Here is a 26,315-nt window from a genome sequence, read left to right on the forward strand (position 1 = left end):
CAGTCGCGTCTATTTCGCGCGAAATATCGAATAGTCGCGTGAATTTGGGTCGAAAATCCCAAACCACAGCGCCAGTCGCGTCTATTTCGATATGTGACACGCCGTGACGGCAGCTGATATGTAATATTGCCGATAATGCTTATTATGCGTTTTTCATATGTAGCCGGGCGGATTCTATTTTGAAGTGCGATTTGTGAGGGTTTTTATGGACTTAGGTCCACGGAGATTTTCACATGGGATCGCGTTACGATCATATCACGCTTGAAGAACGCCACCTGATCTGTCGCTGGCGTGACGCCAAGGTGCCTGTCCGGGTCATCTCCGAGCGACTTGGCCGCCACCCGTCGACCATCCATCGCGAGATCCGGCGCAATTGGTTCGATGATGGCCCATGGCTGCGCGGCTACTTCGCCATCGCCGCCGACGAGCGTGCCTCGTCGCGACGCAGGCGTGTCGGAAAGCTGCATCGTGATCCAGAACTAGCCCGCTTTGTCACGGAGCGTCTGCGAGAGACCTGGTCGCCAGAACAGATCGCCGGCCATCTCAAAGCGACCCGCCAGCTCCAAGCCTACGCCTGCCACGAGACCATCTATCGCTACGTCTATGGGCCAGATGGCCGGGCCGCAGAGCTCTACAAGTTGTTGCCCAGGATGCGCCGGCGCCGTCGTGTGCGCTATGCCCGACAGCCACGCGGCCCAGCAGACCTTCCGAACGGAAGCCATGAATCAGGCCCGATCCTGAGCCGGCAGCGTCATGGCTCCGCCCAAAGCGGCTGCTTTGGTCCAGGCCAAGAGACAGCTGACTCTATAGGCCATGAGAATCTCCGTCGCAGATTTAGGAGTCAGGACCCGCATCGATTGGAGTCAATCGCAACATTTGGAGTCTGATCGCCCCCGCGCCCCCGCGCCCCCTAAGGGATTTAGATTCTCAAGGTTTAGAGTCTTTGACAATCATATCACGCTTGAAGAAATGAACAGCAGGCCCCGATCCACGAAGTTCAGGATGTAGATGACCAGTAACGTCGTCAGCACATAGCTGCGGTAGGGCTTTGTGCGAAGCCCCCAGATGTGGCCGTCAGAGTTCGCGTTGTCATGCGCTTCATTCATGACGGGTCGACCTCCACGAGGATGGCGCGGAAGTCATTGACGTTGGTGCGGGTGGGTCCGGTTGTGACGAGATCGCCCAGTGCTTGAAAGAGACTGTAGCTGTCGTTTTCGAAGAGGAACTCTTGCGGATCTAGCCCGAGTTCGGCTGCGCGGCGCAGCGAGCTCGGGTCCATTACTGCCCCGGCATTGTCCTCCGAGCCATCGATCCCATCCGTGTCGCAGGCGATAGCCGAAATGCCTGGCGTCGATCCTAGCGCGATTGTCAGGGCAAGAAGGAATTCGCTATTGCGACCGCCGCGACCCGGCGCGCGAACAGTCACTGTGGTCTCGCCGCCGGACAGGAAGACCCGGCGCGAGGACCGACCGCCGGGACTCCGAACATGGTCCAGGGTCATTCGCGCCATCGACGCGGCGACCTCCCGAGCCTCCCCCTGAATGTCGTCACCAAGGATTATCGGTTCAGCGCCTAAGGCCCGCGCAGCCGCCGCCGCCGCATCGAGCGACATCTGAGGATGGGCGACGATGGCGCAGCGGCTAGCAAGGGCGTCCAGCGTGCATGGCGAGACGAGCGCGCCCGTAAGATGCCTACGCACCGATTCCGGAACGTTCAGGCGGTATCGATCAACGATGGCCAGGGCCTGGGTCGAGGTGGTCGTGTCGCCCAGGGTCGGTCCTGACGCCACCATGGACGGATCGTCGCCCGGAACGTCCGAGATCACGAAGGTGAGAACCTTCGCGGGCGCGGCGGCGAGCGCAAGACGTCCGCCCTTGATGCCCGAAAGGTGCTTGCGGACGCAGTTCAGCTCCTGGATGGTCGCGCCGCAGGCCAGCAGCTGCCGTGTGACCTCGCGCTTGTCGTCCAGACTTAACCCGGGCGCCGGCTTGACCAGGAGCGACGACCCCCCCCCGGAGATCAGCGCCAGAACCAGATCGTCGGGACCAGCCGCTCTGGCTAGTTCCAGCATCCGCTCCGCGGCTCGCTGGCCTTGCGCATCCGGCACGGGATGGCCCGCCTCGACGACCTCGATGCGCTCACAGGCAGCGCCGTGTCCGTAGCGGGTAACGACTAGGCCGGACATCTCAACACTGGGCCAAGCGCGCTCGACCGCCGCCGCCATGGCCGCGCTCGCCTTGCCTGCACCCAACACAAGGACCCGGCCGGTTGGCGCGGAAGGCAGGTGCGCGACGATGTTTTCCGGGGCCGCAGCGCGCACCGCCGCGTGGAACATCGCCAACAGAACATCTTTCGGCGCGGGCGGATTTTCAGCAGAAAGCTTCATGGCGGGCCTTGCAGATCGCTAGAACCTCGTTCGGATCCCGGGCCCACCAGTCGGTGGAGAGGATCTCCATTTCTAGGCGTCCGGCATAACCGGCGGCTTGTACCTGGTGACGCAGCGCGGCGATGTCGATCACCCCGTCCCCGGGCATGGCGCGGTCAAACACCAGGTCGCGGGTCGGAACGCGCCAGTCGCAGGTGTGGAACGCAAAAATGCGGTCGCCGGCGCGGGCAATCTGCGCGCTGACCTGGGGGTCCCACCATACGTGGTAAACATCGATCGCGACACCAAGGCCGGGTCCGAGCTCATCGCAGAGGTCAAGGGCTTGACCCAACGTCGATAGCACCGAGCGATCGGCGCAGGTCATGGGATGTAAGGGTTCGAGCGCGATGCGCACGCCCGCCGCCCGCGCATGATCCAGGATCGACGCCAGACCGTCCCGAACCATGTCCCTGGCCTGGGGCAGATCTCGCGACCCCGCAGGCAGGCCGCCGCAGACCATCACCAGGCAGGCCGCGCCGATGCTGGCCGCCTCATCGATGGCGCGGAGATTGTCATCGACCGCCGCGCGGCGGCCCTGAGCCTCCTGCGCCGGAAACATGCCCCCCCGACAGAGACCGCTGACGTCCAACCCCGCACCGCGGATCGCGCGAGCCGCGCGCTCGACGCCCATTTCCTGCAGCCTATCGCGCCAAGGCGCGATGGCGGTGACGCCGTGGCGCTGGCAACCCTCGATGCATTGCTCGAGGGTCCAGGCGTCGCGCACCGTAGCGGTGTTGAGCGACAGAAGGTCTAGCGCCGCCACTACAGCACGCCAGCGAGCGCGAGGACGCGCCGCATTCGGTCGGCGGCGACATCTTTGTCCGTCAGAAGGTTCGCAGCGTCCGCAAGGCGGAAGAGTTCGCTCAAATGCTGGATCGAGCGCGCCGACTGCTGCCCGCCGACCATGGTGAAATGGTCCTGGTGTCCGTTCAGATAGGCCATAAACACCACCCCGGTCTTGTACCACCGGGTTGGCGCTCGGAAGATGTGCCGCGAAAGGGGAACAGTCGGTTCGAGGATCGCCCTGAAGCCCGCCTCATCGCCTGCGGCCAGGCAGGACAGGCCCGCGCTGGCGGCGGGCGCGATTGCGTCGAAGATACCCAGAAGGGCGTCGGACTGGGCCTGGTGCGGCGCGCCGAACCCGTCACCGACAATCAGATCGACATAGTTGAAATCATCGCCGGTATACATCCGAACACCCGCTGGCAGCCGGCGGCGCATGACGACTTCTTTTTCCTTGTCGAGCAGAGAGATCTTAATGCCGTCCACCTTGGCGACATTGGCTTCGATGACCTCAAGCGCCACTTCCATGGCTTGCGAGTGATCAGTTGCGCCCCAGTAACCCTCGAGTGCCGGGTCGAACATCGCGCCAAGCCAATGAAGGATCACGGGCGCCTTCACGGCCGATAGAACCCGTCCATAGACATAAGCGTAGTCGGCCGGGCGGCGCGCGGCGCGTACAAGGGCGCGAGATGCCATAAGGATAATGCGGCCGCCGCGCGCCTCAACGAATTCGGCCTGCTCTTCGTAGGCGCGCACGACGTCGTCGATGGTAGTGTCGTCGTCGGCGTCGAGATGGTCGGTGCCGACCCCGCAGGCGATCAGAGCGCCGGGGGTCTGGGTCGCGTCGCTCAATGACCGCGCGATCAATTCCTGCGACAGGGTCCAGTTGAGGCCCATGCCGCGCTGGGCGGTATCCATCGCCTCGGCGACCCCCAGGCCCAGCGACCAGAGGTGATGGCGAAAGCCCAGGGTGCGATCCCAGTCTATCGCAGGGGTCGACCAGGGGTCGCCCGTCGCGAACGGATCGGCGACAACATGGGCGGCCGAGAAGGCCACGCGGTTGAATGTCGTCGGGGGCGGCGCGTCGAAGGCGCGCGGCGCGCACAGATCGTAGCGCTCAAGGCCATTGGCCGTCGGCAGAGTGAGGTGGGCCATGTCAGACCTCAAGCGCCGGCACGTCGATCACCCGACGATCATCCCAGCTCTTCTGCGCCAGCTCGGCCAGCTGGACGCCCTTGGCGCTTTCGACCAGATCGTACTTCCAAGGCGCGTCCTCGACGACGTGGCGGATATAGTCCTCCCACTGCGACTTGAATCCGTTGTCGTAAACGGCGTTGTCCGGCACCTCTTCCCACTGAGCTTCGAAGGCCATGCTCTGGGGCTGGTCGGGGTTCCAGACCGGGCGCGGCGTGTTAACTCGGTGCTGGGTGTGGCAGCGGGTCAGGCCCGCGACGGCCGATCCCAAGGTTCCATCGACATGGAAGGTCACCAGGTCTTCGCGTCGGACGCGGGTCGCCCAAGAGGAGTTAATCTGGGCGATCGCGCCGTCCTCGAGTTCGAGGGTCACATAGGCGGCATCCTCGGCGTCGGCTTCATAAGCTTGGCCATGCTCATCGACGCGGCGCGGGATATGGACCCGGCCCACGCAGCTGACCGACTGGATTTGTCCGAACAGGTTGTCGACCACGTAGCGCCAGTGGGGCAGCATATCGAGGATCATGCCGCCGCCGTCGGCCTTGCGGTAGTTCCAGCTGGGGCGCTGGGCGGCCTGCCAGTCGCCCTCGAAGACCCAGTAGCCAAACTCGATGCGCACCGAGAGGATCCGGCCGAAGAACCCGGAGTCCCGCAGCATGCGCATCTTGCGTAGGCCCGGCAGGTAGAGCTTGTCCTGAACGGCACCGTTCTTCAAGCCCTTAGCTCGCGCGAGGCGCGCGATGCTCAAGGCCTCGTCCAGCGACTCGGCCACCGGCTTTTCACTGTAGATGTGCTTGCCCGCCTCGAGTGCGCGTCGCAACAGGTCCATCCGCATTTGGGTCGAACCGGCATCGAAAAAGACCGTGTCCTCCGTATTGGCCAGAGCAGCGTCCAGGTCGGTCGCTACCCGCTCGATGCCGTACTGGGCGGCGATGGCGCGCACCTTTTCCAGGTTGCGGCCAATCAGGATCGGGTCGGGCATGACCCGGTCGCCGTTCGACAAGGTCACCCCGCCCTGCGCACGGATGGCGCAAATGGACCGGATGAGATGCTGATTGAGACCCATGCGGCCGGTGATGCCGTGCATGATGATGCCGAGCCGCTGCTGAGCCATTTTCTTATTCCTTCCACCTTGCTGTAACCAGTTGGTTACTCGGCATCGACGAGCTTTGTCAATCGCGCCGAGCACCAGTTGTGATGATTTTAGCGCTGTTAGAGCAGCGGCCGGCCATCGCCCAGAGTCGGCGAGAACCCGGACGCAAAGCCCGGCTTGTCGAGGCTGGCGAAGCTGAGACGGCCGTCTTCGATCCGCAGTTGGACGCGATCGCCCTTGCGTTCGTAAGGATCGGGATGGGCGCGCAGCAGGCCTTCCTCCTCCTCGGTGGAGGCGGCGGGTATGCCTGCGATATAGTGGTGGCCGTTGCGTTCGACATGGCCGGCCCCGACCAAAGCGGCCAGCCCCAGGTCCTGCTGGACGGGCAGGTCCGACGGATAGGTGAGATCTTCGGCGGACATGAAATAGGCCGCCCGCCCCTCATGGCTCCAGTCCGCGCACCGCGCCGCGTTCAACAAACGAAGCCTCGGCGCATCAATCACGGTATTCGGCGCCCCGGGTTTCAGGCGCACGCCACGCGGCCAGGATGCCGATCAGGAAGATCGAACACATCAGCATGGCGGAATAGCGCAGGGCGTCAGGACCTTCGATGTGACCGAAGACCCGCGTCGTCAGGAAGGCCGAGCCGAAGCCGCCCGCCGCCGCGGCGAAGCGGCCCAGATTATAGGCCACCGAGACCCCCGTGCCCCGCACCCGCCCGCCGAACAGTTCGGGCAAGTAGATCGAGAACCCGGCGAAGACGCCAAGCTGGAAGGCGCCCATCAACGGCATCATCCAGTAGGCGTCGAGGGGCGTCTGAAGCTTCCAATAGACCATCACCGTGACGACGAAGGCCCCGGCGAAGGCGATGATGAAGGCGGGGCGCCGGCCGATGCGGTTGGCCGCGTAGCCAAAGACCATCATGCCCAGCGCGCCGCCGACCATCTGCAGGAAATAGGCCCAATTCTTGGCGTCGGCCACCAGAGCGCGCACCGCCTGGGCCGGGTGATTTTTCTGGAAATGAAGCGTGAAGACGGCGTCCTGCAGATCGACGGCGAACTCGCCGATGGCCCACAAACCCACAACGCCCGCGATCGACAGCAGCGAGCCGATCACCAAGTTGCGGCGGTCCTCCCGAGACCGGAACAGCTCGATAAAGGCGCCCAACGCCCCCTTCGGCAGTTGGCCCGCGACCTGCAGCCGTCGCCACGGCTCAGGCTCGCGCAGGCGCCAAGCCCCGACGACGCAGATCAGGATCGGCAAGGCGCCGATGAAGAATAGCACCCGCCACACATCGTCCTGCGCCAGATGACCGTTCGCCACTAAGTGGTCGGCAGCCATTTTAAGCACGGCGGCCAGGATGTTTCCCACCGTCGAAAGCACCTGGAGCAGGGCAAGCATGGCCACGCGCGCCTGTCCCGATACCACCTCAGATAGGATTGTCACGGCCAGGCCGAAAACCCCGCCGATGCCGATGCCCGTCAGCAACCGAAGCGCAGCGAACGCGTCGGCCGTAGTGACCATCGCCGTGGCTCCGCTGCAGACCGAATAGAGGGCCACCGAGGCCAGGAGCAGACGCGAACGGCCAAAGCGGTCGCCGAGCGCTCCGATCACCAGGCCGCCGACCCCCCAGCCGATAAGAAAGATGGCCGTCGCGCTCTTGGCCATGGCCTGGACCGCCAGGTCCGTGCCCGGCGCGCCCATCAAATTCGACAGGGCCGCAATGCGCGACAAAGAGAAGATGCGCTGATCCAGGGTGTCGAACAGCCAGGCCCCCGAGACGATCGCGAAGACGAACCACTGGTAACGGGTCACCTCGCACCACCAGGCCCGGGCGTCGGAACCGAGCGCCCTCACCCCTCAGCTCCGTTTCGGAACCCGATGTCAGCACGCGAAATACAATGCTGGCCCATGCGCCCTCCCCCGCCAGCCCTGCGGCCGGTCAACTCCGCAGATCAGGCTACGGTAACCAACTAGTTACGCAGAGGGAGAGGTGTGTCAACGACTAAGGCGCAGGTGATCCATGACAACCTCGATCACATGCTCTTCGCGCTGCAGCATCTCGCGAGGCGATCCGAAATCGCGATCGAAGATCGTCGAGAGGGTGTAGCGGTTCGAGCAGTAGAAATAGCTCAACGCGGCGATCGAGATGTAGACTTGGACGGGGTCCAGGCCGGTCTTGAACAATCCTGCGGCGGCACCCCGGCCGAGAAGGTCCTGGATCGTGTGGATCAAGGGCGAATACATCCCCGGCACCCGTGCCGACCGCGCCAGGTTCTTGGCGTGTTGTCGGTTTTCCTCATTGAGCATCGCCAGAAATTCCGGGTGCTCAGCATGGAATCGGAAGTTGAACCGGACCAAGAGCCGCATGCCCTGTTCAGGGTCGACCGCCTCGAGCTTGAGGGCCTGTTCGCCCTTGCGCATGTCCAAATAGACCCGCTCAAGGACCGCGAGCCACAAGGCTTCCTTGTTCCCGACATACTCATAAAGGAAGCGCTTGTTGATACCCGATCGCTCGGCGATCGTGTTGACCCTCGCCCCTCCAAGTCCGTTGGTGGCGAACTCCGCGAGCGCCGCTTCGAGAATGCGTTCGCGAACATCGAAGGCGCGTTTAGCCCCTGCGTCGAGCACCTCGGAATTCACGCCGCCCAGTCCAGTTTTCATGAGGTCGTGTATAGCGTGCTTGAGCATCGCGGACAGCTGGATTTCAGCCCCGACCAAGGCGGATCGAGACAGTTCAACCCACCTTGCCGAAGGACCCGGCGATGAAGCGGGCGGCCTGGGTCACCGAGGGGCGACTGGATGCGCAGCCATGACGAATACGAGGACGCCGCGCCGGGCAAGGCCTGCCACGGCGAAGCGGTCCCTGCCTAGACGTCCGCCATGCTGTGCGAGCGGCGGCCGGATCGCGGGCTTTGAGGGCGTCCAGGATCTCCTGGCGGTCGTTGACCAGAGCCCGCGCCCTCACCCGCCCCGCGCGCTGCCAGCAGCTCGCGGCAGGCGGGCTGTCGCAGGTCCCAGAGGTTCTCGACCATGGCCACCCAACAGCTTTCCGTTCAGCCAGACCTTGGCGGTGTAGTTGACCGAGCCGAAGCGCAGGTGGATGCGCTGGCCGGCCCAGCCCTTGTCGACGCGAAAGTCGGTCTCGTACCAGGCCGAGCCGACATAGTTGCGCACGTCGTCGAAGATGTCGTTCCAGCTGGCCGGCACCGGGATCAGGCGGAAGTCCTTGAGGCCCTTCTGCCAGCCCTCGGCCTCGCCGACGTCCTTGGGATCGGGGCGGAAGCGCCAGGTGGCGGCCAGGCTCTTGGTGGACCGCGTCGGGCTCTCATGCGGATAGAGGATGCTGGGGACGCCGGAGGCGGGGCCGGGTTTAGCAGCCTGGGCCTGGGCCCGGCTCGCGCCGACCGCCACGCCGGCCAGGACCATGCCGCCGGTGGCGCCGACCGCGCCTCTGCGGGTGACCAGACCACGCCGGGTTTCACCATCGTTCCGCGAATTATCCGACATCGTACGCCTCTGTTTGAAGACGCGTTTGGTGCAGCCTAGCGGGGAACTTCGCCGCCGTGACCACAAAGAAAGGCGGCGGGCCGAAGCCCGCCGCCCAAGGGCTTGGGAGGACGCCCTAGTAGGAAACCGAGAGGCGCACGCCCGCATAGCGGTGGAAGTCGCGCGCCGGCTGGAGCTCGGTGACCAACTGGTTGCCGAAATTGCCGTACTGGCTGGCGCCGTTCACCGCGTAGCTCTTGTCGAAAACGTTGTTGACGAAGATCACCGCCTGGTAGCCGCCGCCGGGCTTGCGCAAGCCGCCCGACACGTTGAGCACGCCATAGGCCTTCTGCACCGTTCCAGGGTCCGTGTTCAGCGAGAAGTTGACCTTGGTCTGATAGGCGTAGACGCCTGAGAAGATCATCTCGTAGTCGCCTACCGGCTGGGAGAAATCCAGGCCGAGGTTCATCTTCCATTTGGGCGCGTTGGGCAGGGTCTCGCCCTTCAGGTCCTGGAACGACGGCGAGCCGGCGACGCAGCCTTGGGCCGCGGTCTGCCCCGGCCAACAGGCCGCCTTGGGGAACGAGGTGATCTTGGCGTCGACATAGGCGATCGAACCGTTGAGGCGCAGGTCCTTGGTCAGGATCGCGTTGGCCTCGACCTCCACGCCCTTGGTCAGCACCTTGCCGACATTGGTCAGGCGGAAGTTCTGGGTGCCGCCGACCAGGTCGATCCCCTGGGCCTGATAATCGTCGTACTTCACATGGAAGATCGTGCCGTTCAGTTGGATGCGGTGATCCAGGAATTGGCTCTTGATCCCCGCCTCCAACGAGTCCGAGGTCTCCGGCTTGATCGGGCCGACATCGGCCCGCGCCTGGTTGAAGCCCGTGGTCAGGTCGTAGGTCTGGCCCTTGTGACCGGTGGCGAACGAGCCGAACACCATGACGTCGTCGTTGACCTGCTGCCGCAGGCCCAGCCGATAGGTCGCCGAGCTGTCCGAAGCGCCGCCCGAGAACTTGGCGTTGCCGTTCCGGATGTCGTTGAAATAGTAGCCGATGTCTTCCTTCTGGTAGCGTAGGCCGACGATCGCCGTGGTCTTCGGCAGGAAGGTCCATTCCCCCTGGCCGAAGGCCGCCTTGTTCTCTGAGGTGGCCATGGCGTACCACTGGGCCTGCGAGAAGACCGGGCCGCGCCTGAAGCTGCGCTGAAGGTCGTTGTCGCCATAGAACAGACCCAAGGTGTAGCGGAACACTCCGTCGCCGGGCGACAGCAGGCGCAGTTCCTGGGTATTGGCCTTGGCCTTGAAGTAGCCGCCGTACGAGTTCTTGATGCCGGCATAGGACGTCCGGTCGGAGTCCGATTGGTCGTCCAGTCGGAACTGGTCGTGCGAACTGATCGAGACCAGGGTGAAGTCCTTGGGCAGCTCGTACTCGATCTTCAGCGACTGACCGAAACCGTCGCTCTTGGCATAAGGCGGCGTGTCGTTGCTGACGGTCAGGTTCTCCTCGCCCGGCACGACGCCGGGCATGGTCACGTTCGCCGTCAGGCCGGGCGTGCCGCGCAGGGTCGCGCCCGGGGTATAGACGCGCATCGTGGCGTCGGGCGTCGCCGTGCCCTCGATGTAGCTGGCGCCCAGCGTGACCTTCAGCTCGTCCATCGGCCGCCACTGCAGCTTGCCGCGGATGGACGTCTCGTCGCGACCGTTGATCTTGGTGTGGTCGTAAAGGTTGGTGACGTTGCCGTCGTATTCGCTGCGGCTGGCGCTCAGGCGGTAGCCCAGGGTCTCGCCGATCGGGCCCGACAGGCTGACCGCTCCCCGGTACTCGTGATCGTCAGTGGCCAGAGCGTTGGCCAGCACGCTGAACTTGGCGCTGGGGTCGCGGGTGGTGATGTTGACCAGGCCGGCCGAGGCGCTCTTGCCGTAGAGGGTGCTCTGCGGCCCGCGCAGGACTTCGATGCGCTCGACGTCGGTCAGGTCGGAGAAGGCCCGAGCCTGGAACGAGATCGGCACGTCGTCGATCTGCACCGCGACGCTGGGCTCGACGCCGATCCCGTAGGCGAAGGTGCCGATGCCGCGCAGCGCCACCGAGGCGTTGATGGGCTGGTCGGCCTGGCGGATGGTCAGGGACGGCGCGACGCGCGAGACGTCAGTGAATTCCTTGATGCCGGCGCTTTCCAGCTGCCGCGCGGTGACCACTGAAACCGCCAGGGGCACGTTCTGGACGTTCTCGGCGCGCTTTTGCGCGGTGACGACCACCTCGTCGAGCGCGATGGCGTCGGGCGCGGCTTGGGCGAAAGCGGACGTGGCCATCGCCAACAGGAGCGCGGGCGTGGACGCGCAGTAGAGCAACCGGTTCATGGATTTTTCCCTTCTTGTTTGTTCGACTTGTTTGCGACTTTGGGAGGCCGCGCCGATGGCCCGGGCGTCGGAACCGAGCGCCCTCACCCCTCGGCTCCGTTTCGGAACCCGATGTCAGCACGCGAAATATAACGCTGGCCCATGCGCCCTCCCCCGCCAGCCCTGCGGCCGGTCAACTCCGCAGATCAGGCCACGGTAACCAACTAGTTACGCAAAGGGAGAGGTGTGTCAATGATCTCCCCCCGAGTGTCCGCCGTCAGCGCCCATGAGACAGATTGAGGGTTCCGTTTAGAGGAGGGTTTTGGTCTCGTCGTAGTGACGAAGGAACGAAGATGAGACCAAAACCCTTGGCCGCGAAGGCGATGACCTGCCTCTGATTTTTCATCCAGCGCGGACCAGAGTCTCGGCAGGGTATTGTCAGCCATCACTGCCTCGTTCTAGGTCTCGAAAAGAAAAATGGCGGGCTCCATGGAGCCCGCCAAAGCGCACGGGGGGAGACGCAGCAAAGCAGGCGGTTCATGGTTCTTCCCCTCTTCGACTTGTTTTGGGCCATGAGGGCCCTTCGTCGTTAGGACGGAACCTAACAAGTGGCCTGGCCAATTTCAAGTTATTCCCCTGACCTCTCGCCAAAAATCGGTGACGCCGGTTACCGTTGTTTTGTGAAAATCCTCAATGTCTTATGGACATTTTGGTCCGACAGCTCCGCGACAGAGGCTCGGATTGGCCAGGGCACGCTTGACAGAGCCTGGTGAACTAACGCAATTGGCCAGGCCACTTTGACGAGCGACGCCAGAAAGGCCAGACACGGCCTCGACGTCGCCAGAGACACTCGCGGAAGACTCAAATGCCCAAGATCACCGACGCCAAGGTCATCGTGACCTGCCCTGGCCGGAACTTCGTCACCCTGAAGATCACCACCGAAGACGGGACCTACGGCATTGGCGACGCCACGCTGAACGGCCGCGAACTGGCGGTCGTCGCCTATCTGCAGGAGCACGTCGCTCCCTGCCTGATCGGCCGCGACGCTCACGGCATCGAGGACATCTGGCAGTTTCTCTACAAGGGCGCCTACTGGCGCCGGGGCCCGGTGACCATGTCGGCGATCGCCGCGGTCGACATGGCGCTGTGGGACATCAAGGCCAAGCTGGCGGGCATGCCGCTATACCAACTACTGGGCGGCGCCAGCCGCACGGGGGTGATGGTGTATGGCCACGCCAACGGGGCCGATATCGACGAGACCATCGCCGAGGCCATCAAGTACAAGGCCATGGGCTACAAGGCCATCCGCCTGCAGACCGGCGTGCCCGGCCTGGCCAGCACCTACGGCGTCTCCGGCGACAAGTTGTTCTATGAGCCGGCCGACGCGGCCCTGCCGACCGAGAACGTCTGGTCGACCTCCCGCTATCTGCCCACCGTGCCCAAGCTGTTCGAGGCTGCCCGCGAGGCCCTGGGCTGGGACGTCCACCTGCTGCACGACAGCCACCACCGCCTGACCCCCATCGAAGCCGGGCGTCTGGGCAAGGACCTCGAGCCCTATCGCCCCTTCTGGCTGGAGGACGTCACCCCCGCCGAGAACCAGGCCAGCTTCCGCTTGATCCGCCAGCACACCACGACCCCGCTGGCCGTCGGCGAGGTGTTCAACACCATCTGGGACTGCAAGCAGCTGATCGAAGAACAGCTGATCGACTACATCCGCACCACCATCGTCCATGGCGGCGGCATCTCGCACCTGAAGAAGATCGCCGGCCTGGCCGAGATCAACAACGTCAAGACCGGCTTCCACGGCGCCACCGACCTGTCGCCGGTGTGCATGGGCGCGGCCCTGCACTTCGACCTGTGGGTGCCCAATTTCGGCATCCAGGAATATATGCGCCACACGCCCGAAACCGACGCGGTGTTCCCCCACGCCTACACCTTCAAGAACGGCGATCTGCATCCGGGCGAAGCGCCGGGCCACGGCGTCGATATCGACGAAGCCCTGGCGGCCAAGTACCCCTATCGCCCCGCCCAACTGCCGGTGAACCGCCTGGAGGATGGCACGCTGTTCAACTGGTGAGGACCGCCCAAATGCCCGCACGCCGGACCATCAAACACCTGCGCTGCGACCATCACGCCAACAGCGCCCCTGCCTGAAACCCTCACAGATGACAAAGGCCGACCGCATGCGCCTCGCCAGCCTTACCCTCTTCCTCGTTGCGACCTGCGCCGCCGGCGCCCAGGCGGCTGAACAGCCGGCCGTCGCGGCCAGGGCCAAGCCGGTGCTCTCCATCGGCGGTCTTAAGTTCAAGGATCTGAACGGCGACGGCAGGCTACAGCCCTATGAGGATTGGCGACTGACCCCGCAGACCCGCGCCCGCGACCTGGTCGGCCGCATGACCCTGGCGGAGAAGGCCGGGACGATGCTGATCGCCACCAACAACCCAGAGTGCGATGGCGGCATCTCGGCGCGCGGCGCCGACCTGATCGACACCCAGAAGATGACCCGCTTCATCCTGCGGGCCAAGGTGACGGCGACGGGGGCGGACTGCAGCCACAAGCCGACGGGTCCCGCCCCGCGCGGCGGCTACGCCCAGAGCCCGTTCCAGATGGCCCGGTTCACCAATGCGGTGCAAGAAAGGCTGGAGGCCGCCCGCCTCGGCATCCCGGGGCTGTTCAAGGACAATGCCCGCAACCACGTCGAGACCAACGCCCTGTTCGGCATCGCCGCTGGAGCGGGCGTCTTCACCGAGTTCCCCAAGGAGGCGGGCCTGGCGGCCGCCGCCCTCGGCGCAGGCGCGCCGACGACAAAGGATGGCGCCGCACCCGCCGGGCTGAAGGGGGACATGTCGGTCATCCGGCAGTTCACCGGGGTGATGGGCGAAGAGTGGCGGGCTATCGGCCTACGCGGCATGTACGGCTACATGGCGGACCTGACGACAGAGCCGCGATGGACCCGCGCCCACGAAACCTTCACCGAAGACGCGGATCTCATGAGCGACATCATGAGGGAACTGTTGCGCGGGCTGCAGGGCCCCGTGCGCGCGGATGGCACGTCGCTGTCGCCGACATCCGCAGTGGCCATGACGGTGAAGCACTTCCCCGGCGGAGGGCCGCAGGAGATGGGCCTCGACCCGCACTACACCTTCGGCAAGAACCAGCTCTACCTGGACAAGACCGGCCGCTACGGCTTCGCCTATCACCTCAGGCCCTTCCAGGCGGCCATCGCGGCGGGCGCTTCCTCCATCATGCCCTACTACGGGGTTCCCGTCGGCTTGACCTACGAGGGCGTGCGCTATGAGGAGCAGGGCATGGCGTTCTCTAAGCAGATCGTCACCGACCTGCTGCGCGCCCGTCTGGGCTTCAAGGGCTATGTCAATTCCGACAGTGGCGTCATCGAGACGCGCGGCTGGGGCCTTGAGAGCTACCGTGTCAATCCGGCGACCGACAGGCCCTACACCCCCGCCGACCGCACAGCGATCGCTATCAAGAGCGGCTCGGACGTCCTGTCCGAATTCAGCTCCGCCAGCACCATCACCGGCCTGGTGAGCCAAGGTCTGCTCAACGAGCACGCCGACATCGACCCGGCGGTGATCCGTCTCCTGACCGAGCAGTTCCAGCTAGGCCTGTTTGAGAACCCCTATGTCGATGCCGAGGCCGCCTCCGGCCATATCGGCAGGCTAGAGAACCGCGCCGCTGGCCTGAACATCCAGCACCGGTCGGTCGTGCTGTTACAGAACCGCGACGCCCTGCTGCCCCTCAAAGTGGGCGCGCGGGTCTATGTCATGGGGTTCCAGGCGGAAGAAGCCGCGCGGTACGGCTTTTCCGTCACCGACGGCAACGCCAAGAACCGTCCACCGGTCCCCGCTGGGACCGACGCTGTCCTGGTCAAGGTGCTGATCGATAACAGCCGCGCCGCAAGATACGCCTCGGACGATCCGGCGACCGGCGGCCGCCGTCTCCCCGCCGACTTCTCCCTGGTTGATCCGCGTACCGGAAAGCGGCAGGCGACCTGGGGCGCGCAGGACCCCTGCGTCTATGAGCCGGAGGTCAAGCCGCCGCCAGGGCAAGAGACCTGCCTCGACAGCCGCCTCATTTTCGGCGGCCCCTTCCCCTGGGAAATCAACATGCTGGCGCTCAGCGACATCGCCGAGGCGCAGAGCTGGACCATGACGCCGTCCCTGGCCGAGATTCAGGCTGCCGCGCGAGAGGCGGGCGGCTCCGGCAAGTTGGTCATCTCGATCTATTTCCGCAGCCCCTTCGTGATCGACGACGCCAGCCGCGTGAAGGATGCCGGGGCCTTGATCGCCACCTTCGGCGTCAGCGACCAGGCGCAACTGGACGTCATCAGTGGCCGCGCCGCTCCTAGAGGCCGCCTACCCTTCGCCCTGCCTCGTACGACTAGGGCCGTGCTGGAACAGAACCCCGACGCCCCCGGATACGCCGAGACGGCCGACGGAGCGCTCTACCCTTACGGCTTTGGCCTTAGCTACTGACCAAGCGCCTAGGCCTGCGTCAGTTGAACGACAGCGCGCCCAGTTGCCTCGTGACGACAACGGCGTGACCCCGCCGCGACACAGGAGACCTCGCCTTGCGTCACGCCCCTTCCCGCAGACTGATTGGCTTCCTGGTCGGGCGGCGGCTTGTTTGACCGCCCTGAACGCCCCCGCGGTGATCCTGGTCCCTGGCGGCGGCTTCCAGTTCCTAGCCATGGACAACCGAGGGCTATGACGTGGCCAAGTTGCTGGCGCCGCCGGGCGTGCGGGTCTTCATTCTGAAGTAGGGCTCACCTCATGGTTCGTACTTTTAAGCGCCTTTTAGCGTACAAACCTTGAGGTGAGCCCTAAGACTGCCGATCGAGTGAGCTATGCCGTTTGGCTAGTGCGTTTGGCCGATTCGCTGTGTCGAGGGGCTGGCGCTATAGTGAGGCCGTTCGTTTCGCTGCCCCCGGCGGCGATGGAGTCCTTTGTGAACGCAGGCCTCGGTCACTTGATCATTGTATTGGAAAATGACCCCCGCACCGCCACCGCCTTAACCATGTTCCTTACCGACCGAGGCTATCGCGCGGTTCATGGCCGCGACGTCGCCAGCGTCGTCACGGCCTTGGACGGGCGAGCCGGCGAGGTAAAGGCGGTCTTGGCGGACTACAATCTGGATCACGGCCTGACCGGCGTGGAAGCCCTAACGCAGCTGCGCGCGCTGGGGGTCAAGGCCCCCGCCCTGCTCCTGACGGGGTCGCTGCGGCGGGGCGCGAAGCACCGGCAGTTGACCGAGCGTTACCCCGTTCTCGAAAAGCCTGTCCGGCCGGAACGCCTGGACGCCTGGCTCCGAGATTTTGCAGGCACAGAAAACGATTGACGCGATTTGCGTTTGGGTCTTCACCGCTCCTTTGACGGTTCGTTTTGAGATCCGAATGTGGCCAAGTTTAAGATTGTGTCGCCGACTCTGGCGCAAGCAATAGGCTTTGTGCTGACCGTCACGATATTAGTGACACTGGTCATCTTAGGCGCCCAACAATATCTTGCGGGTTCTCAATCTGAAACCGAGGCATTGGCGGACGGCCTGAACGCACAGCGCATCCTGGCCGACAGCCTCAAGGTCCAGCAGGGCCTGATGGACCTTGAACAGTGGCAGCGCGCCCTGCTGTTGACCGGCTCCTCAGCGCCGCCTCTGGGAACTCGCCCCGTGGAAGAGGCGCGGACCCGTATCGCAACATCCCTGAAGGTGGTGCGCGCCGCGTCGCGACACGATCCGCAGGCCACACCCCATATAGACCGCCTCGAAGCGCTAGCGCGAGAAAGACTTAAACTGATTGATACGGCAAGCCGGGCGCGCGAGGCCGGGCGCCGCGCCAGGGCCATTGAGATTCTAACCTCCGCGGAGAACAGAGATCTCCTGCGACGAACCCGCCTTGAGACCAGCTCGATCATCAACGCCGCACGAGACGCTCAGACCCGGTCCTACGCCCTGCAGATCTCGCAAGGCCGCAAGCTCGGGGCCTATGGTGTCGGTATCGCTCTTGTCGCGATTGTCGCGCTGCTGGTGACAGCCCTGTCCGTAGCCCTGGAGAGATTGGCCACATATCGCAGCACCGTCATCCAGAGACTGATGAACGAGGAACTCGCCGTCGCGCGTAGCGCGGCCGAGAGCGCGGCCCAGGGGAAATCCCGCTTTCTGGCGGCCGCCAGTCATGACATGCGCCAGCCGCTTCACGCACTGGCCCTCTACTTGGCCGCACTAGAGCGCCGTGTGGAAACCACTGAAGCGAAAGAAATCCTCACAAACATGGATAGCGCTGTTCGCGTGATGACCAGGTTGTTTTCCGCCTTGCTTGATTTGGCAAGGCTAGAGGCCGGCGTTTTGCGCCCCGAGGTCAGCGCGTTTGAGATCGGGGGGCTTTTGCAGGATGTCGCCGCAGTTTCGAGTGAGTTGAACACGAGCTACGAGTCCAGGATCACGGTTGTACCGACCAACCTCAAGGTTCTCAGCGACGCGGACCTTTTGGAGATCGTTGTCCGGAACCTGGCCTCCAACGCGATCAAATATTCAAACGGCGGTCGGGTTTTGATCGGCTGCCGTCGCGCCGGCGACTGGGTCAGGGTCGAGGTTCACGACGATGGCCCGGGCATACCCAGCGAGCGCCTCAAGGACATGTTTACCGAGTTTGTCCGGGGAGAAGGCGTCGGCGCCACCGAAGGCGTGGGTTTGGGTTTGTCGATCGTCCAGCGCCTGACGGACATGCTTGGTCACGAATTGACTGTTCGCTCACGAGAGGGAAGCGGCTCGATCTTCGCGATCACGCTTCCCATGGCCACGTCGAGCCCGAAACCAGCCTTCACGCCCAAGGGTCACCTGCCGGGCGTGCGAATTTTGCTCGGCGATGATGAGCCTCTGGCGCTGAGCGCCATGCGGATGTCACTCGAAGATGCCGGCGCCATTGTTCAGACGGCGGGTTCGAGGGCGCGGCTGATCGAATTGAGCCGTCAGCCGTTTGATCTGTTGGTTCTCGATCTCCGTTTCGGCGAAGCCGACGGTCTGACACTGCTCGAAGATCTTGAAATACTCTTGGCGCGGCCCCTGCCCTGCCTGATCGTGACAGGTTCAACATCCTCCGACGTGCTGGATCGACTTCGACGCTCAAACCGCCGGTGGGTGATCAAACCTGTGTCCGCCGAACAATTGGCAAGCGCGGCCGCTACTGAGTTGCAGAGGCGCCCGCTCAGGACCGGGAAGCCAGTTTCGCGATAGCTTCCGAGCGGCTCCTCACCCCAAGCGCGCGGTAGATCGCGGCAAGGTGAATCTTGACCGTGCCCTCGACGACATTGAGCGCTCGGGCGATCTCCTTGGAGGTCTTGGCCAATAGGAGTTCGCCAAGGACCTCACGCTGCCGCGGCGTAAGGTGCTCCATCCCGACGATTTCACGCCTCGCCCGGCTTGGTGGATCCACCACCACCGCCCCTCGCCGAAGGATATTTCTCGGAACAAACATCTGCCCGCTCAGGATCGACTCGATAGCGGCGACAATCTCGACCACCGACAGGGATTTTGGAATATAGCCGTCAACGCCTGCGGCGAGGCATCCGACGATGTCGTCGCGAGACTCCGAACCTGAAATCACGACAATTCTAGCGTCAGGGAACGCTTCGACGAGCGCCGGCAAAGCCTCCGGCCCCGAAGCGCCTGGCATATGCAGATCGATCGCAATGAGATCGACAATGGGTAGTTGCGCCAACAGATCCAGCGCGCCTTCCAGGTCCGCAGCTTCAAGGACGTTTTCGAAGTGGCAACGATCGAGCAGCACGCGCCGCAAGCCGTCCCGGACGAGATCGTGATCGTCAACGACGACGGCGAAACGTCGCTGCACTGGCGTGTTGAGGGACTGTGACAGGATATGCTCGCTTCCGGCGAATAGTCATCGCCTGTTCCGTAAGATCGAATGCCGCGTCAGCCATCGGGCAACCGGTTTATGTCGATAGAACGACGCTGGCCTCGTTCAGGCCGCCGCACGATCTGGTGGTTTAGCAAACTCGATGACGATGCCTCGCCGGTTCAGGTCGGCTCACTTGGGACCTCGACGCGGGCTCTGCAGAGGGGCGCAAAGATCCAAATCGTCACTTGGAAAAAAGAGGCGCACTAAGGCTTCGCGGTCCAGAACCTCTCGGAGCGGCTCGCTCGCCGGCGGCATAGCAACCAGTCGGATTGGCGTTGGCGCACCGCCCTGGACCGCGTCGACGAAAATCCGCGCGACCGCCGGGTCTAACTTCGCCGCCATCGCACCATCCACGGTGATGGCTGTATTCAAGCCGCCCGCGTCAATCAGCCGCAACCTGCCCTGATCGGCAATCGCGGCTGCAGGCCGGCCACCGATCAGGATGGGTTCGCAAAGACCCTCGACCTCAACGCCTGCCGCAGTTTCCCCTCCCATCGCTATCCATCTCTTTGCCTGCCACTACGGAAATTACAGCGTTCTGCGAGCAACCGAAACCCACCTAACGGATAGTGCGTCGGAGATACCAGCCACCGAGCAGTCCGCAGCCATCGCTGCGTATACCGACGGATCTATACCGAAAGGCATAGATGAACCCTTGTTCTCAGCAGGACTTTCGGATCGAATTCCGGATTCCTTCGAGGTCAAAGCTCATTTCCGACCAGTGATGTTAGGCATTAATGTACTTTTAACTATGTACAAACAATTCTCCGTTCAAATCGCGACTAACAGTAGAAAGTCGTGTTCATCTATTTGCTGCGGAGATCCAGACGGTGTCAGGCCTGGCGGGCATACCGATCTCTTTCGTCGGTGATGTGAACATTTCAAATATAGATGCAGCTCACACAGACCTGGGCGCGGCCCTGCGGCAGGGTTCTGCGGTCCTTGTCGATATCAGCGGCGTCACCGAAGTGGACCTGACCTTCGTGCAACTCATCGAGGCCGCACGCCAGGCGAGTAATGAGGCCGGCCATTGCTTTGAGTTGCGTTATCCTGCCGCAGGGGCGGTGCTTGAGGTTCTGCAGCGCGGCGGCTTCCTCGACGACGAAGGTTCCGACCGCGCCAAATTCTGGCTGCAAGGGCCCAAGCAATGACCTCGATCCTGACCGTGGACGATTCCGCCAGCATTCGGCAGGCCATCAAGATCGCCCTGAGCGGCGAAGGCTATGCCGTCACCGAGGCCGTCAATGGCCAGGACGGGCTGGACAAGGGCAGCGCGGGCGGCTTTGACCTGATCGTCACCGACCTCAACATGCCGGTCATGGACGGGCTGGCGATGATCCGCGAGCTGCGCAAGCGCCCAGCGGGCGCGGGCGTGCCGATCCTGTTCCTGACCACCGAGTCCGACGCCGAGATCAAGGCCCAGGCCAAGGCCGCCGGCGCTACCGGTTGGCTGACCAAGCCGTTCGATCCCGAGCAACTGGTGCGGGTCGTCAAGAAGGTCCTGGCCAAGTGAGCGGCCTCGATCCCGTCGAGACCTTCCGCCAGGAAGCCCAGGAGCTGCTCGAGGAGATCGAACAAGGTCTTCTCGACCTGGCGCATCGTCCCGGGGATCGCGAGCTGGTCGATGCGGTGTTCCGCGGCCTGCACACCCTGAAGGGTTCGGGCGCCATGTTCGGCTTCGACGCCCTGGCGGCCTTCACCCACCACTGCGAAACCGCCTTCGACCGCGTCCGCAAGGGCGAGGTCGCCGCCACCTCCGAGCTGGTCGGCGCCGTCCTGGCCTGCCAGGACCATATGCGCGCCCTGGCCGAGGGCCGCCCGGCTTCGGAAGCCACTGGCGAGACCCTGCTGGCCGAGCTGCACCGCGTCGTCGAGAGCGCCGACGCATCCTCCGTGCCCGCCGAAGCGCCCGCCGCTCCGGCCCTCAACACCTGGCGCGTGAAGTTCAGCCTGCCAGCCGACGCCCTGGTCAACGGCACCCGCCCCCTGCCCCTGCTCGACGAGCTGCGCGAGCTGGGCGACTGCAAGGTCGTCGCGATCACCGACGCCGTTCCGGCTTTCGACGAGCTGGTTCCGACCGAATGCCACCTGGCCTGGGATGTCACCCTGACCACCAAGCATGGTCGCGACGCGATCGAGGATGTCTTCATTTTCGTGATCGACGACATGACCCTCGACATCCAGGATCTCACCGCCCCGGCGGCTGAAGTTGCAGACGTTGCGGAGACGGTCGCTGCCAAGGCCGTCGGCGCCAATGACGAGGCGCCCGCCATCGGCGACGGGCGAACCGCCAAGTCCAGCGACACCGTCCGCGTCCCGGCCGAGCGGCTGGACGAGCTGATGGACCGGGTCGGCGAGCTGGTCATCGCCCAATCGCGCCTCAAGCAGCTGGCCAACTCCAGCACCGACATGGCCCTGCGGTCCGTCGCCGAAGAGATCGAGCGGCTGGCGTCCGAGATGCGCGACACCATGATGGTCGTGCGCATGGTGCCGATCGCTCAGCTGTTCGGCCGCTTCCGCCGCCTGATCCACGACCTGGCTCGCGACACCGGCAAGACCATCGAGCTGTCGACCGAAGGCGAGACCACCGAGCTGGACAAGACGGTGATCGAGCGCCTGGCTGATCCCTTGATCCACCTGATCCGCAACGCCGCCGACCACGGCCTGGAAACGCCCGAACAGCGCCTCGCCGCCGGTAAGCCGGAGACCGGCCACGTCGTGCTGGCCGCCCGTCAGTCGGGCGCCGAGGTGGTGATCACCATCACCGACGACGGTCGCGGCGTCGATCGGGCCCGCGTCCGCGCCAAGGCCGAGGAAAACGGCCTGATCCAACCTGGCCAGGTGCTGAGCGACAACGAACTGCTTCAGCTGATCTTCGCGCCCGGCTTCTCGACCGCGGCGGCGATCACCAACCTGTCGGGCCGCGGCGTCGGCATGGACGTGGTCAAGCGCACCATCGAAGGCCTGCGCGGCTCTATCGAGCTGACCAGCACGCCGGGCGAGGGCTCGGTGGTCTCGCTGCGCATCCCGCTGACCCTGGCGATCATCGACGGCCTGCTGGTGCGGGTCGGAACCGGTCTCTACGTCATTCCGCTGCCCGCGGTCGAGGAATGCGTCGAGCTGTCGGTCGAGCAGGACATCCGCTCAACGGGCCGCAGCCTGATCACCCTGCGCGATCAGCTGGTGCCCTTCATCCGCCTACGGCAGATGTTCTCCACCGGCCAAGCGCCCGATCCTCATCAGAAGATCGTGGTCGTCCAGGCCGGTCAGGACCGCGTGGGCCTGGTCGTCGACCAGATCCTCGGCGACCACCAGACCGTCATCAAGGCGCTGTCGGGTTTCCACGCCGAGGTCGGCGCGTTCTCGGGCGCGACGATCCTGGGCGATGGCGGCGTCGCCCTGATCCTCGACATCGGCCACTTGGTCGCGGCCGGCCAACGGGCCGACACGCAGATGCGGACGGCTAGTTGATGGGAGCGCCAGCCATGACCCCTGAACCGTCCGACGACCTGATCGAGGCGCTGACCTTCGACCTGCAAGGCGAGACCTTCGCCCTGGAGGCCGGTCTGGTGCGCGAGGTCCTGGACATGTTGCCGGAGACCGACGTCCCCGGAGCGCCGCCCTTCGTCGGGGCGGTGATCAATTTTCGCGGCCGGGTGATCCCGCTCGTGGACCTGCGTCTGGCCTTCGACATGACGGCCGGCACGCCCACCATCGACAGCCGCATCGTCGTCATCGAGTACGACCTCGATGGCGAACCCACCCTGATCGGCCTGCGGGCCGACAAGGTGCACGAGGTCACCTCGATCACCCGCGACACCACCGAACAGGCTCCTCGCGTGGGCTTGCGCTGGCGCCCGGACTTCATTCGCTTGTTGGCCCGAAGGAATGGCGACCTGATCGTCATTCCCGATCTTGGCCAGATCTTCGCCGCGCGGGGTCGATCGACCACAACCGTCACACCCATCAACGCGCTTCAATCCTAACACTGCGGGGCTTTTCCATGCGCTTCACCATAAAATTGCAGCTTGGCCTGGCGTTTGGCCTGCTTGTTGTCCTGCTGTTGACCGCGACCCTGTTCGGGATCAACAGCCTGGCGGAAACCAACCGCGACATGAACGCGATGATCTCTGGACCGGCTACCCGGCTTGAGGCCGCCCAGCAGCTCAATATCCACATGCTGAACGTGGTCAGGGCCGAAAAGAACATGGTCCTGGTCGATACCGCCGACGAGGTGAAGGCCTACGAGGTCTCCATCGACAAGGAAAAGCGCGCCTTCGAAACCTTGCTCGCCAAGGCCGAGAGCCTGGCGACGGCCGAGGGAAAGCCGAAGTGGCAGGCCCTGGGCGCGGCCTGGGAACGATTGAACGAGGTGCACGCCCGTGTTCGCGACCACGCCATGGCCGGCCGAGACATCGAGGCCGCGGCCCTGTCGATGGGAGAAGGTCGCAAGGTCGTGACCGAGGCCGGCGCGCAGGTTCAGGAACTGGTGGAGTTGTCGCAAGCGCAAATGCGCGCCGCCAAGGAACAGGCAGACAAGGACTATTCGTCGATCAGGGCGCTGCTGATCGGGATGGCGGCGGTCTCGCTGTTGATCGCCGCGGCCGCGGCCTTCTACATCTCGATGGTGGTCAGCAAGGGGCTCTCCCGCGCCGCTGACGCCGTGCGCGCCGTGGCCGATGGCGACCTGACCAAGACAGTCGAGATCACAACCAAGGACGAGATCGGCGACCTGCTGGGCCACGTGAACATCATGATCGAGCGCCTGCGCGGCGTGGTGTCCGACGCCATTTCGGCTTCGGAGAATGTCTCGGCCGGCAGCCAGGAGCTGTCGGCGGCCTCCGAGCAGGTCAGCCAAGGCGCCACCGAACAGGCCTCGTCGGCCGAAGAAGCCTCGGCCTCGATGGAAGAGATGGCCGCCAACATCAAGCAAAACGCCGACAACGCCGCCCAGACCGAGAAGATCGCCCGCCAGTCAGCCAAGGACGCCGAGATCTCGGGGGAGGCCGTCAACCGCGCGGTCGAAGCCATGCGCACGATCGCCGAGAAGATCACCATCGTCCAGGAGATCGCCCGTCAGACGGATCTCCTGGCCCTGAACGCGGCGGTGGAAGCGGCCCGAGCCGGCGAGCACGGTCGCGGCTTCGCGGTCGTCGCCTCGGAGGTGCGCAAGCTGGCTGAGCGCAGCCAGACCGCCGCCACCGAGATCGGCGCGGTGTCTTCGGACACCGTTAAGGCGGCCCAATCGGCCGGCGAGATGCTGACCAGCCTGGTGCCCAACATCCGCCGGACCGCCGAACTGGTCGCCGAGATCAGCGCCGCTTGCCGCGAGCAGGACATCGGGTCCTCGCAAATCAACGAGGCCATCCAGCAACTGGACAAAGTCACCCAGCAGAACGCCAGCGCCTCGGAAGAGATGTCGGCGACCTCCGAGGAGCTGGCTGCCCAGGCCGAGGAGTTGCAGACCTCGATCGCCTACTTCCGGACCGAAGCCGGGGGCGGCCCGGTCCGCCGCGCCACGCCGCGGCCGGTCGCCAAGCGCCCTGCCGCGCCGGCCGCGCGCAAGGCCGCCACGCCCGCGCGGCAGACGGTCGCCAGTCAGCAGGCTCGCGCGACCGGTTTCGCCCTGGACCTGGCCAAGGGCGGCGCCGACGCCGACGACGCCGACTTCCGGGACTACGCTTGATGGCGGGGTCCCCCCAAGGCCAGTTCGTCACCCTGGGCTTGGGCGAGGAGGTGTTCGCGGTCTCCGTGACGTTCGTGCGTGAGATCCTCGACTACCAGCCGCCGTTCGCCATTCCGGATGGCCCCGACTACCTCCTAGGTCTGACCGATGTGCGTGGCCGCGGCACACCCACCATCGACCTGCGCATGAAGTTGGGCCTGCCCCGCGCGACACCAACGAGCACCACGCGCATCCTGGTGCTTGACGTGCCGCTGGCCGACCGCGTCCTGGCGTTGGGTCTGGTCGCCGACCGGGTGATCGAGGTGGTGTCCATCGCGCCAGAGCAGATCGAGATCGCGCCGGACATCGGCGTGCCATGGCGATCAGACTATATCCAGGGTGTCGTGCGCCGCGAGACCTCCGCTGGAAAGGCGGGCTTTGTCGTCCTGTTCGACCTGGCCCGCCTTCTGACCGCTCATGACGCCGCAGCCCTCAGCCAAGCCGCATAGTCTTGTCCTTCAAACGGGATGGAGCAGCCATCATGTCGTCTCAGGCCGCCCTGCAGGCCCCGTCCCAGATGGAACAGCTCAGCGCGCGCAATTTCCAGCGCCTAGCCTCGTTCATCCAGGACTATAGCGGCATCAAGATGCCGGCTAACAAGCGCACCATGCTCGAGGGGCGCTTGCGCCGCCGGATGCGCGCCACGCGGATCCATGACGTCAACGACTACTGCCACTACCTCTTTGAGGAAGACGGCATGGCGGCCGAGGTCATCCATCTGATCGACGCGGTGACCACCAACAAGACCGAGTTCTTCCGCGAGCCGGTCCATTTCGATTTCCTGATCCACACGGGCCTGCCGGCCATAGCGGCCAAGGGCCGACGGGAGATCAAGATCTGGAGCTCGGCCTGTTCGACCGGCGCCGAGCCCTACACCATCGCCATGGTCCTGGACGAGTTCTGCGCCAGCCAACGCGGTATCGACTATTCGATCCTCTGCACCGATATCTGCACCGAGGTGCTGGATCAGGCGATCGCCGGGCGCTTCTCCGAGCAGATGATCGAGCCGGTGTCGATGGCCCGTCGCCAGCGCTACGTGATGCGCGCCAAGGACCAGAGCCGCGGCGAGGTGCGGATCCGGCCCCAACTTCGCTGCAAGCTTGCCTTCGCGCGCCTGAACCTGATGGATGAGGCCTATCCTGTCGATAGCGACATGGACGTCATCTTCTGCCGCAACATCTTGATCTATTTCGACAAGCCCACCCAGGCGAAGGTGCTGGGTCGGCTGTGCTCGCATCTGCGACCGGGTGGCTACCTTTTCCTTGGCCATTCGGAATCCATCGTCGGCATCGATCTGCCCGTCCGGCAGATCGCCAACACCGTTTTCCAGAAACAGTAGTT

The 26,315-nt window shown here is 64.4% G+C and carries 22 protein-coding genes and 1 pseudogene; 12 read left to right on the forward strand and 11 right to left on the reverse strand.

Annotated features, from left to right (window positions below; all coding sequences use genetic code 11):
* Positions 1–233: 233 nt before the first annotated feature.
* Positions 234–758 (forward strand): annotated as a pseudogene (locus ASD21_RS23230) (transposase); the annotation flags it as partial.
* 192 nt (positions 759–950) lie between these two features.
* On the opposite strand, the gene ASD21_RS23845 reads toward ASD21_RS23230, so the two are convergent.
* The 10 genes from ASD21_RS23845 to ASD21_RS06910 form a co-directional block, all read right to left on the reverse strand.
* On the reverse strand, positions 951–1,106 hold the full coding sequence (locus tag ASD21_RS23845) for a hypothetical protein (RefSeq protein WP_156390601.1): 156 nt from the start codon (positions 1,104–1,106) through the stop codon (positions 951–953).
* Positions 1,103–2,386, reverse strand: a complete 1,284-nt coding sequence (locus tag ASD21_RS06870; protein ID WP_056438641.1) for a glycerate kinase type-2 family protein — start codon at positions 2,384–2,386, stop codon at positions 1,103–1,105. The genes ASD21_RS23845 and ASD21_RS06870 overlap by 4 nt, the downstream gene beginning before the upstream one ends.
* Positions 2,370–3,188 (reverse strand): sugar phosphate isomerase/epimerase family protein, encoded by an 819-nt coding sequence (locus tag ASD21_RS06875; RefSeq protein ID WP_056438644.1) that lies wholly within the window; start codon positions 3,186–3,188, stop codon positions 2,370–2,372. Before ASD21_RS06875 ends, ASD21_RS06870 begins: the two co-directional genes overlap by 17 nt.
* Positions 3,188–4,363 carry a dihydrodipicolinate synthase family protein gene (locus ASD21_RS06880; RefSeq protein WP_056438647.1) on the reverse strand — a complete coding sequence of 392 codons (1,176 nt, stop codon included), beginning with the start codon at positions 4,361–4,363 and terminating at the stop codon, positions 3,188–3,190. Before ASD21_RS06880 ends, ASD21_RS06875 begins: the two co-directional genes overlap by 1 nt.
* Position 4,364: 1 nt before the next feature.
* The gene (locus ASD21_RS06885; RefSeq protein ID WP_056438650.1) at positions 4,365–5,516 is read right to left on the reverse strand and encodes a Gfo/Idh/MocA family protein; all 1,152 of its coding nucleotides are present in this window, start codon (positions 5,514–5,516) and stop codon (positions 4,365–4,367) included.
* A 98-nt stretch (positions 5,517–5,614) separates the two neighbouring features.
* On the reverse strand, positions 5,615–5,917 hold the full coding sequence (locus tag ASD21_RS06890; RefSeq protein ID WP_056438653.1) for a hypothetical protein: 303 nt from the start codon (positions 5,915–5,917) through the stop codon (positions 5,615–5,617).
* Between the two features lie 73 nt (positions 5,918–5,990).
* Positions 5,991–7,352 (reverse strand): MFS transporter, encoded by a 1,362-nt coding sequence (locus ASD21_RS06895; RefSeq protein ID WP_056438656.1) that lies wholly within the window; start codon positions 7,350–7,352, stop codon positions 5,991–5,993.
* 141 nt (positions 7,353–7,493) lie between these two features.
* Positions 7,494–8,138, reverse strand: a complete 645-nt coding sequence (locus ASD21_RS06900) for a TetR family transcriptional regulator (RefSeq protein WP_200941403.1) — start codon at positions 8,136–8,138, stop codon at positions 7,494–7,496.
* Between the two features lie 321 nt (positions 8,139–8,459).
* Positions 8,460–9,005: a sugar-binding domain-containing protein gene (locus ASD21_RS06905; protein WP_056438659.1), complete on the reverse strand. Its 546-nt coding sequence runs from the start codon at positions 9,003–9,005 to the stop codon at positions 8,460–8,462.
* Positions 9,006–9,120: 115 nt separating this feature from the next.
* Positions 9,121–11,343: a TonB-dependent receptor gene (locus tag ASD21_RS06910; protein WP_056438662.1), complete on the reverse strand. Its 2,223-nt coding sequence runs from the start codon at positions 11,341–11,343 to the stop codon at positions 9,121–9,123.
* 844 nt (positions 11,344–12,187) lie between these two features.
* Between ASD21_RS06910 and manD the strand changes: the two genes are divergently transcribed.
* The 4 genes from manD to ASD21_RS06930 all read left to right on the forward strand — a co-directional run bounded on the left by manD (position 12,188) and on the right by ASD21_RS06930 (position 18,567).
* Positions 12,188–13,399, forward strand: a complete 1,212-nt coding sequence (gene manD / locus ASD21_RS06915) for a D-mannonate dehydratase ManD (RefSeq protein ID WP_056438665.1) — start codon at positions 12,188–12,190, stop codon at positions 13,397–13,399.
* Between the two features lie 88 nt (positions 13,400–13,487).
* On the forward strand, positions 13,488–15,815 hold the full coding sequence (locus ASD21_RS06920) for a glycoside hydrolase family 3 N-terminal domain-containing protein (protein ID WP_056438668.1): 2,328 nt from the start codon (positions 13,488–13,490) through the stop codon (positions 15,813–15,815).
* 472 nt (positions 15,816–16,287) lie between these two features.
* Positions 16,288–16,677: a response regulator gene (locus ASD21_RS06925; protein WP_162250212.1), complete on the forward strand. Its 390-nt coding sequence runs from the start codon at positions 16,288–16,290 to the stop codon at positions 16,675–16,677.
* 57 nt (positions 16,678–16,734) lie between these two features.
* Positions 16,735–18,567, forward strand: a complete 1,833-nt coding sequence (locus ASD21_RS06930) for an ATP-binding protein (RefSeq protein WP_156398307.1) — start codon at positions 16,735–16,737, stop codon at positions 18,565–18,567.
* Here ASD21_RS06930 and ASD21_RS23235 read toward each other — a convergent pair.
* Positions 18,539–19,183, reverse strand: a complete 645-nt coding sequence (locus ASD21_RS23235; protein ID WP_082554657.1) for a response regulator — start codon at positions 19,181–19,183, stop codon at positions 18,539–18,541. The two genes, ASD21_RS06930 and ASD21_RS23235, sit on opposite strands and share 29 nt — an antisense overlap.
* 896 nt (positions 19,184–20,079) lie before the next feature.
* Between ASD21_RS23235 and ASD21_RS23240 the strand changes: the two genes are divergently transcribed.
* Genes ASD21_RS23240 through ASD21_RS06970 form a run of 7 tightly spaced genes read left to right on the forward strand, consistent with a single transcriptional unit; the run spans position 20,080 to position 26,313 of the window.
* Positions 20,080–20,400, forward strand: a complete 321-nt coding sequence (locus ASD21_RS23240; RefSeq protein WP_162250213.1) for an STAS domain-containing protein — start codon at positions 20,080–20,082, stop codon at positions 20,398–20,400.
* Positions 20,397–20,762 (forward strand): response regulator, encoded by a 366-nt coding sequence (locus tag ASD21_RS06945; RefSeq protein ID WP_056438680.1) that lies wholly within the window; start codon positions 20,397–20,399, stop codon positions 20,760–20,762. The genes ASD21_RS23240 and ASD21_RS06945 overlap by 4 nt, the downstream gene beginning before the upstream one ends.
* Complete coding sequence (locus ASD21_RS06950) at positions 20,759–22,720, forward strand: chemotaxis protein CheA (RefSeq protein ID WP_056438682.1); 1,962 nt, start codon at positions 20,759–20,761, stop codon at positions 22,718–22,720. The genes ASD21_RS06945 and ASD21_RS06950 overlap by 4 nt, the downstream gene beginning before the upstream one ends.
* Positions 22,721–22,734: 14 nt before the next feature.
* Positions 22,735–23,235: a chemotaxis protein CheW gene (locus ASD21_RS06955; protein ID WP_235524852.1), complete on the forward strand. Its 501-nt coding sequence runs from the start codon at positions 22,735–22,737 to the stop codon at positions 23,233–23,235.
* A 17-nt stretch (positions 23,236–23,252) separates the two neighbouring features.
* Entirely contained in the window at positions 23,253–24,935 is a 1,683-nt protein-coding gene (locus tag ASD21_RS06960; RefSeq protein ID WP_056438688.1) for a methyl-accepting chemotaxis protein, read from the forward strand.
* Complete coding sequence (locus ASD21_RS06965) at positions 24,935–25,423, forward strand: chemotaxis protein CheW (protein ID WP_056438691.1); 489 nt, start codon at positions 24,935–24,937, stop codon at positions 25,421–25,423. The genes ASD21_RS06960 and ASD21_RS06965 overlap by 1 nt, the downstream gene beginning before the upstream one ends.
* Before the next feature lie 32 nt (positions 25,424–25,455).
* Positions 25,456–26,313 (forward strand): CheR family methyltransferase, encoded by an 858-nt coding sequence (locus ASD21_RS06970; RefSeq protein ID WP_056438693.1) that lies wholly within the window; start codon positions 25,456–25,458, stop codon positions 26,311–26,313.
* The last annotated feature ends 2 nt before the right edge of the window (positions 26,314–26,315 follow it).

The sequence above is a fragment of the Caulobacter sp. Root1455 genome, assembly GCF_001426905.1.
GTDB lineage: Bacteria > Pseudomonadota > Alphaproteobacteria > Caulobacterales > Caulobacteraceae > Caulobacter.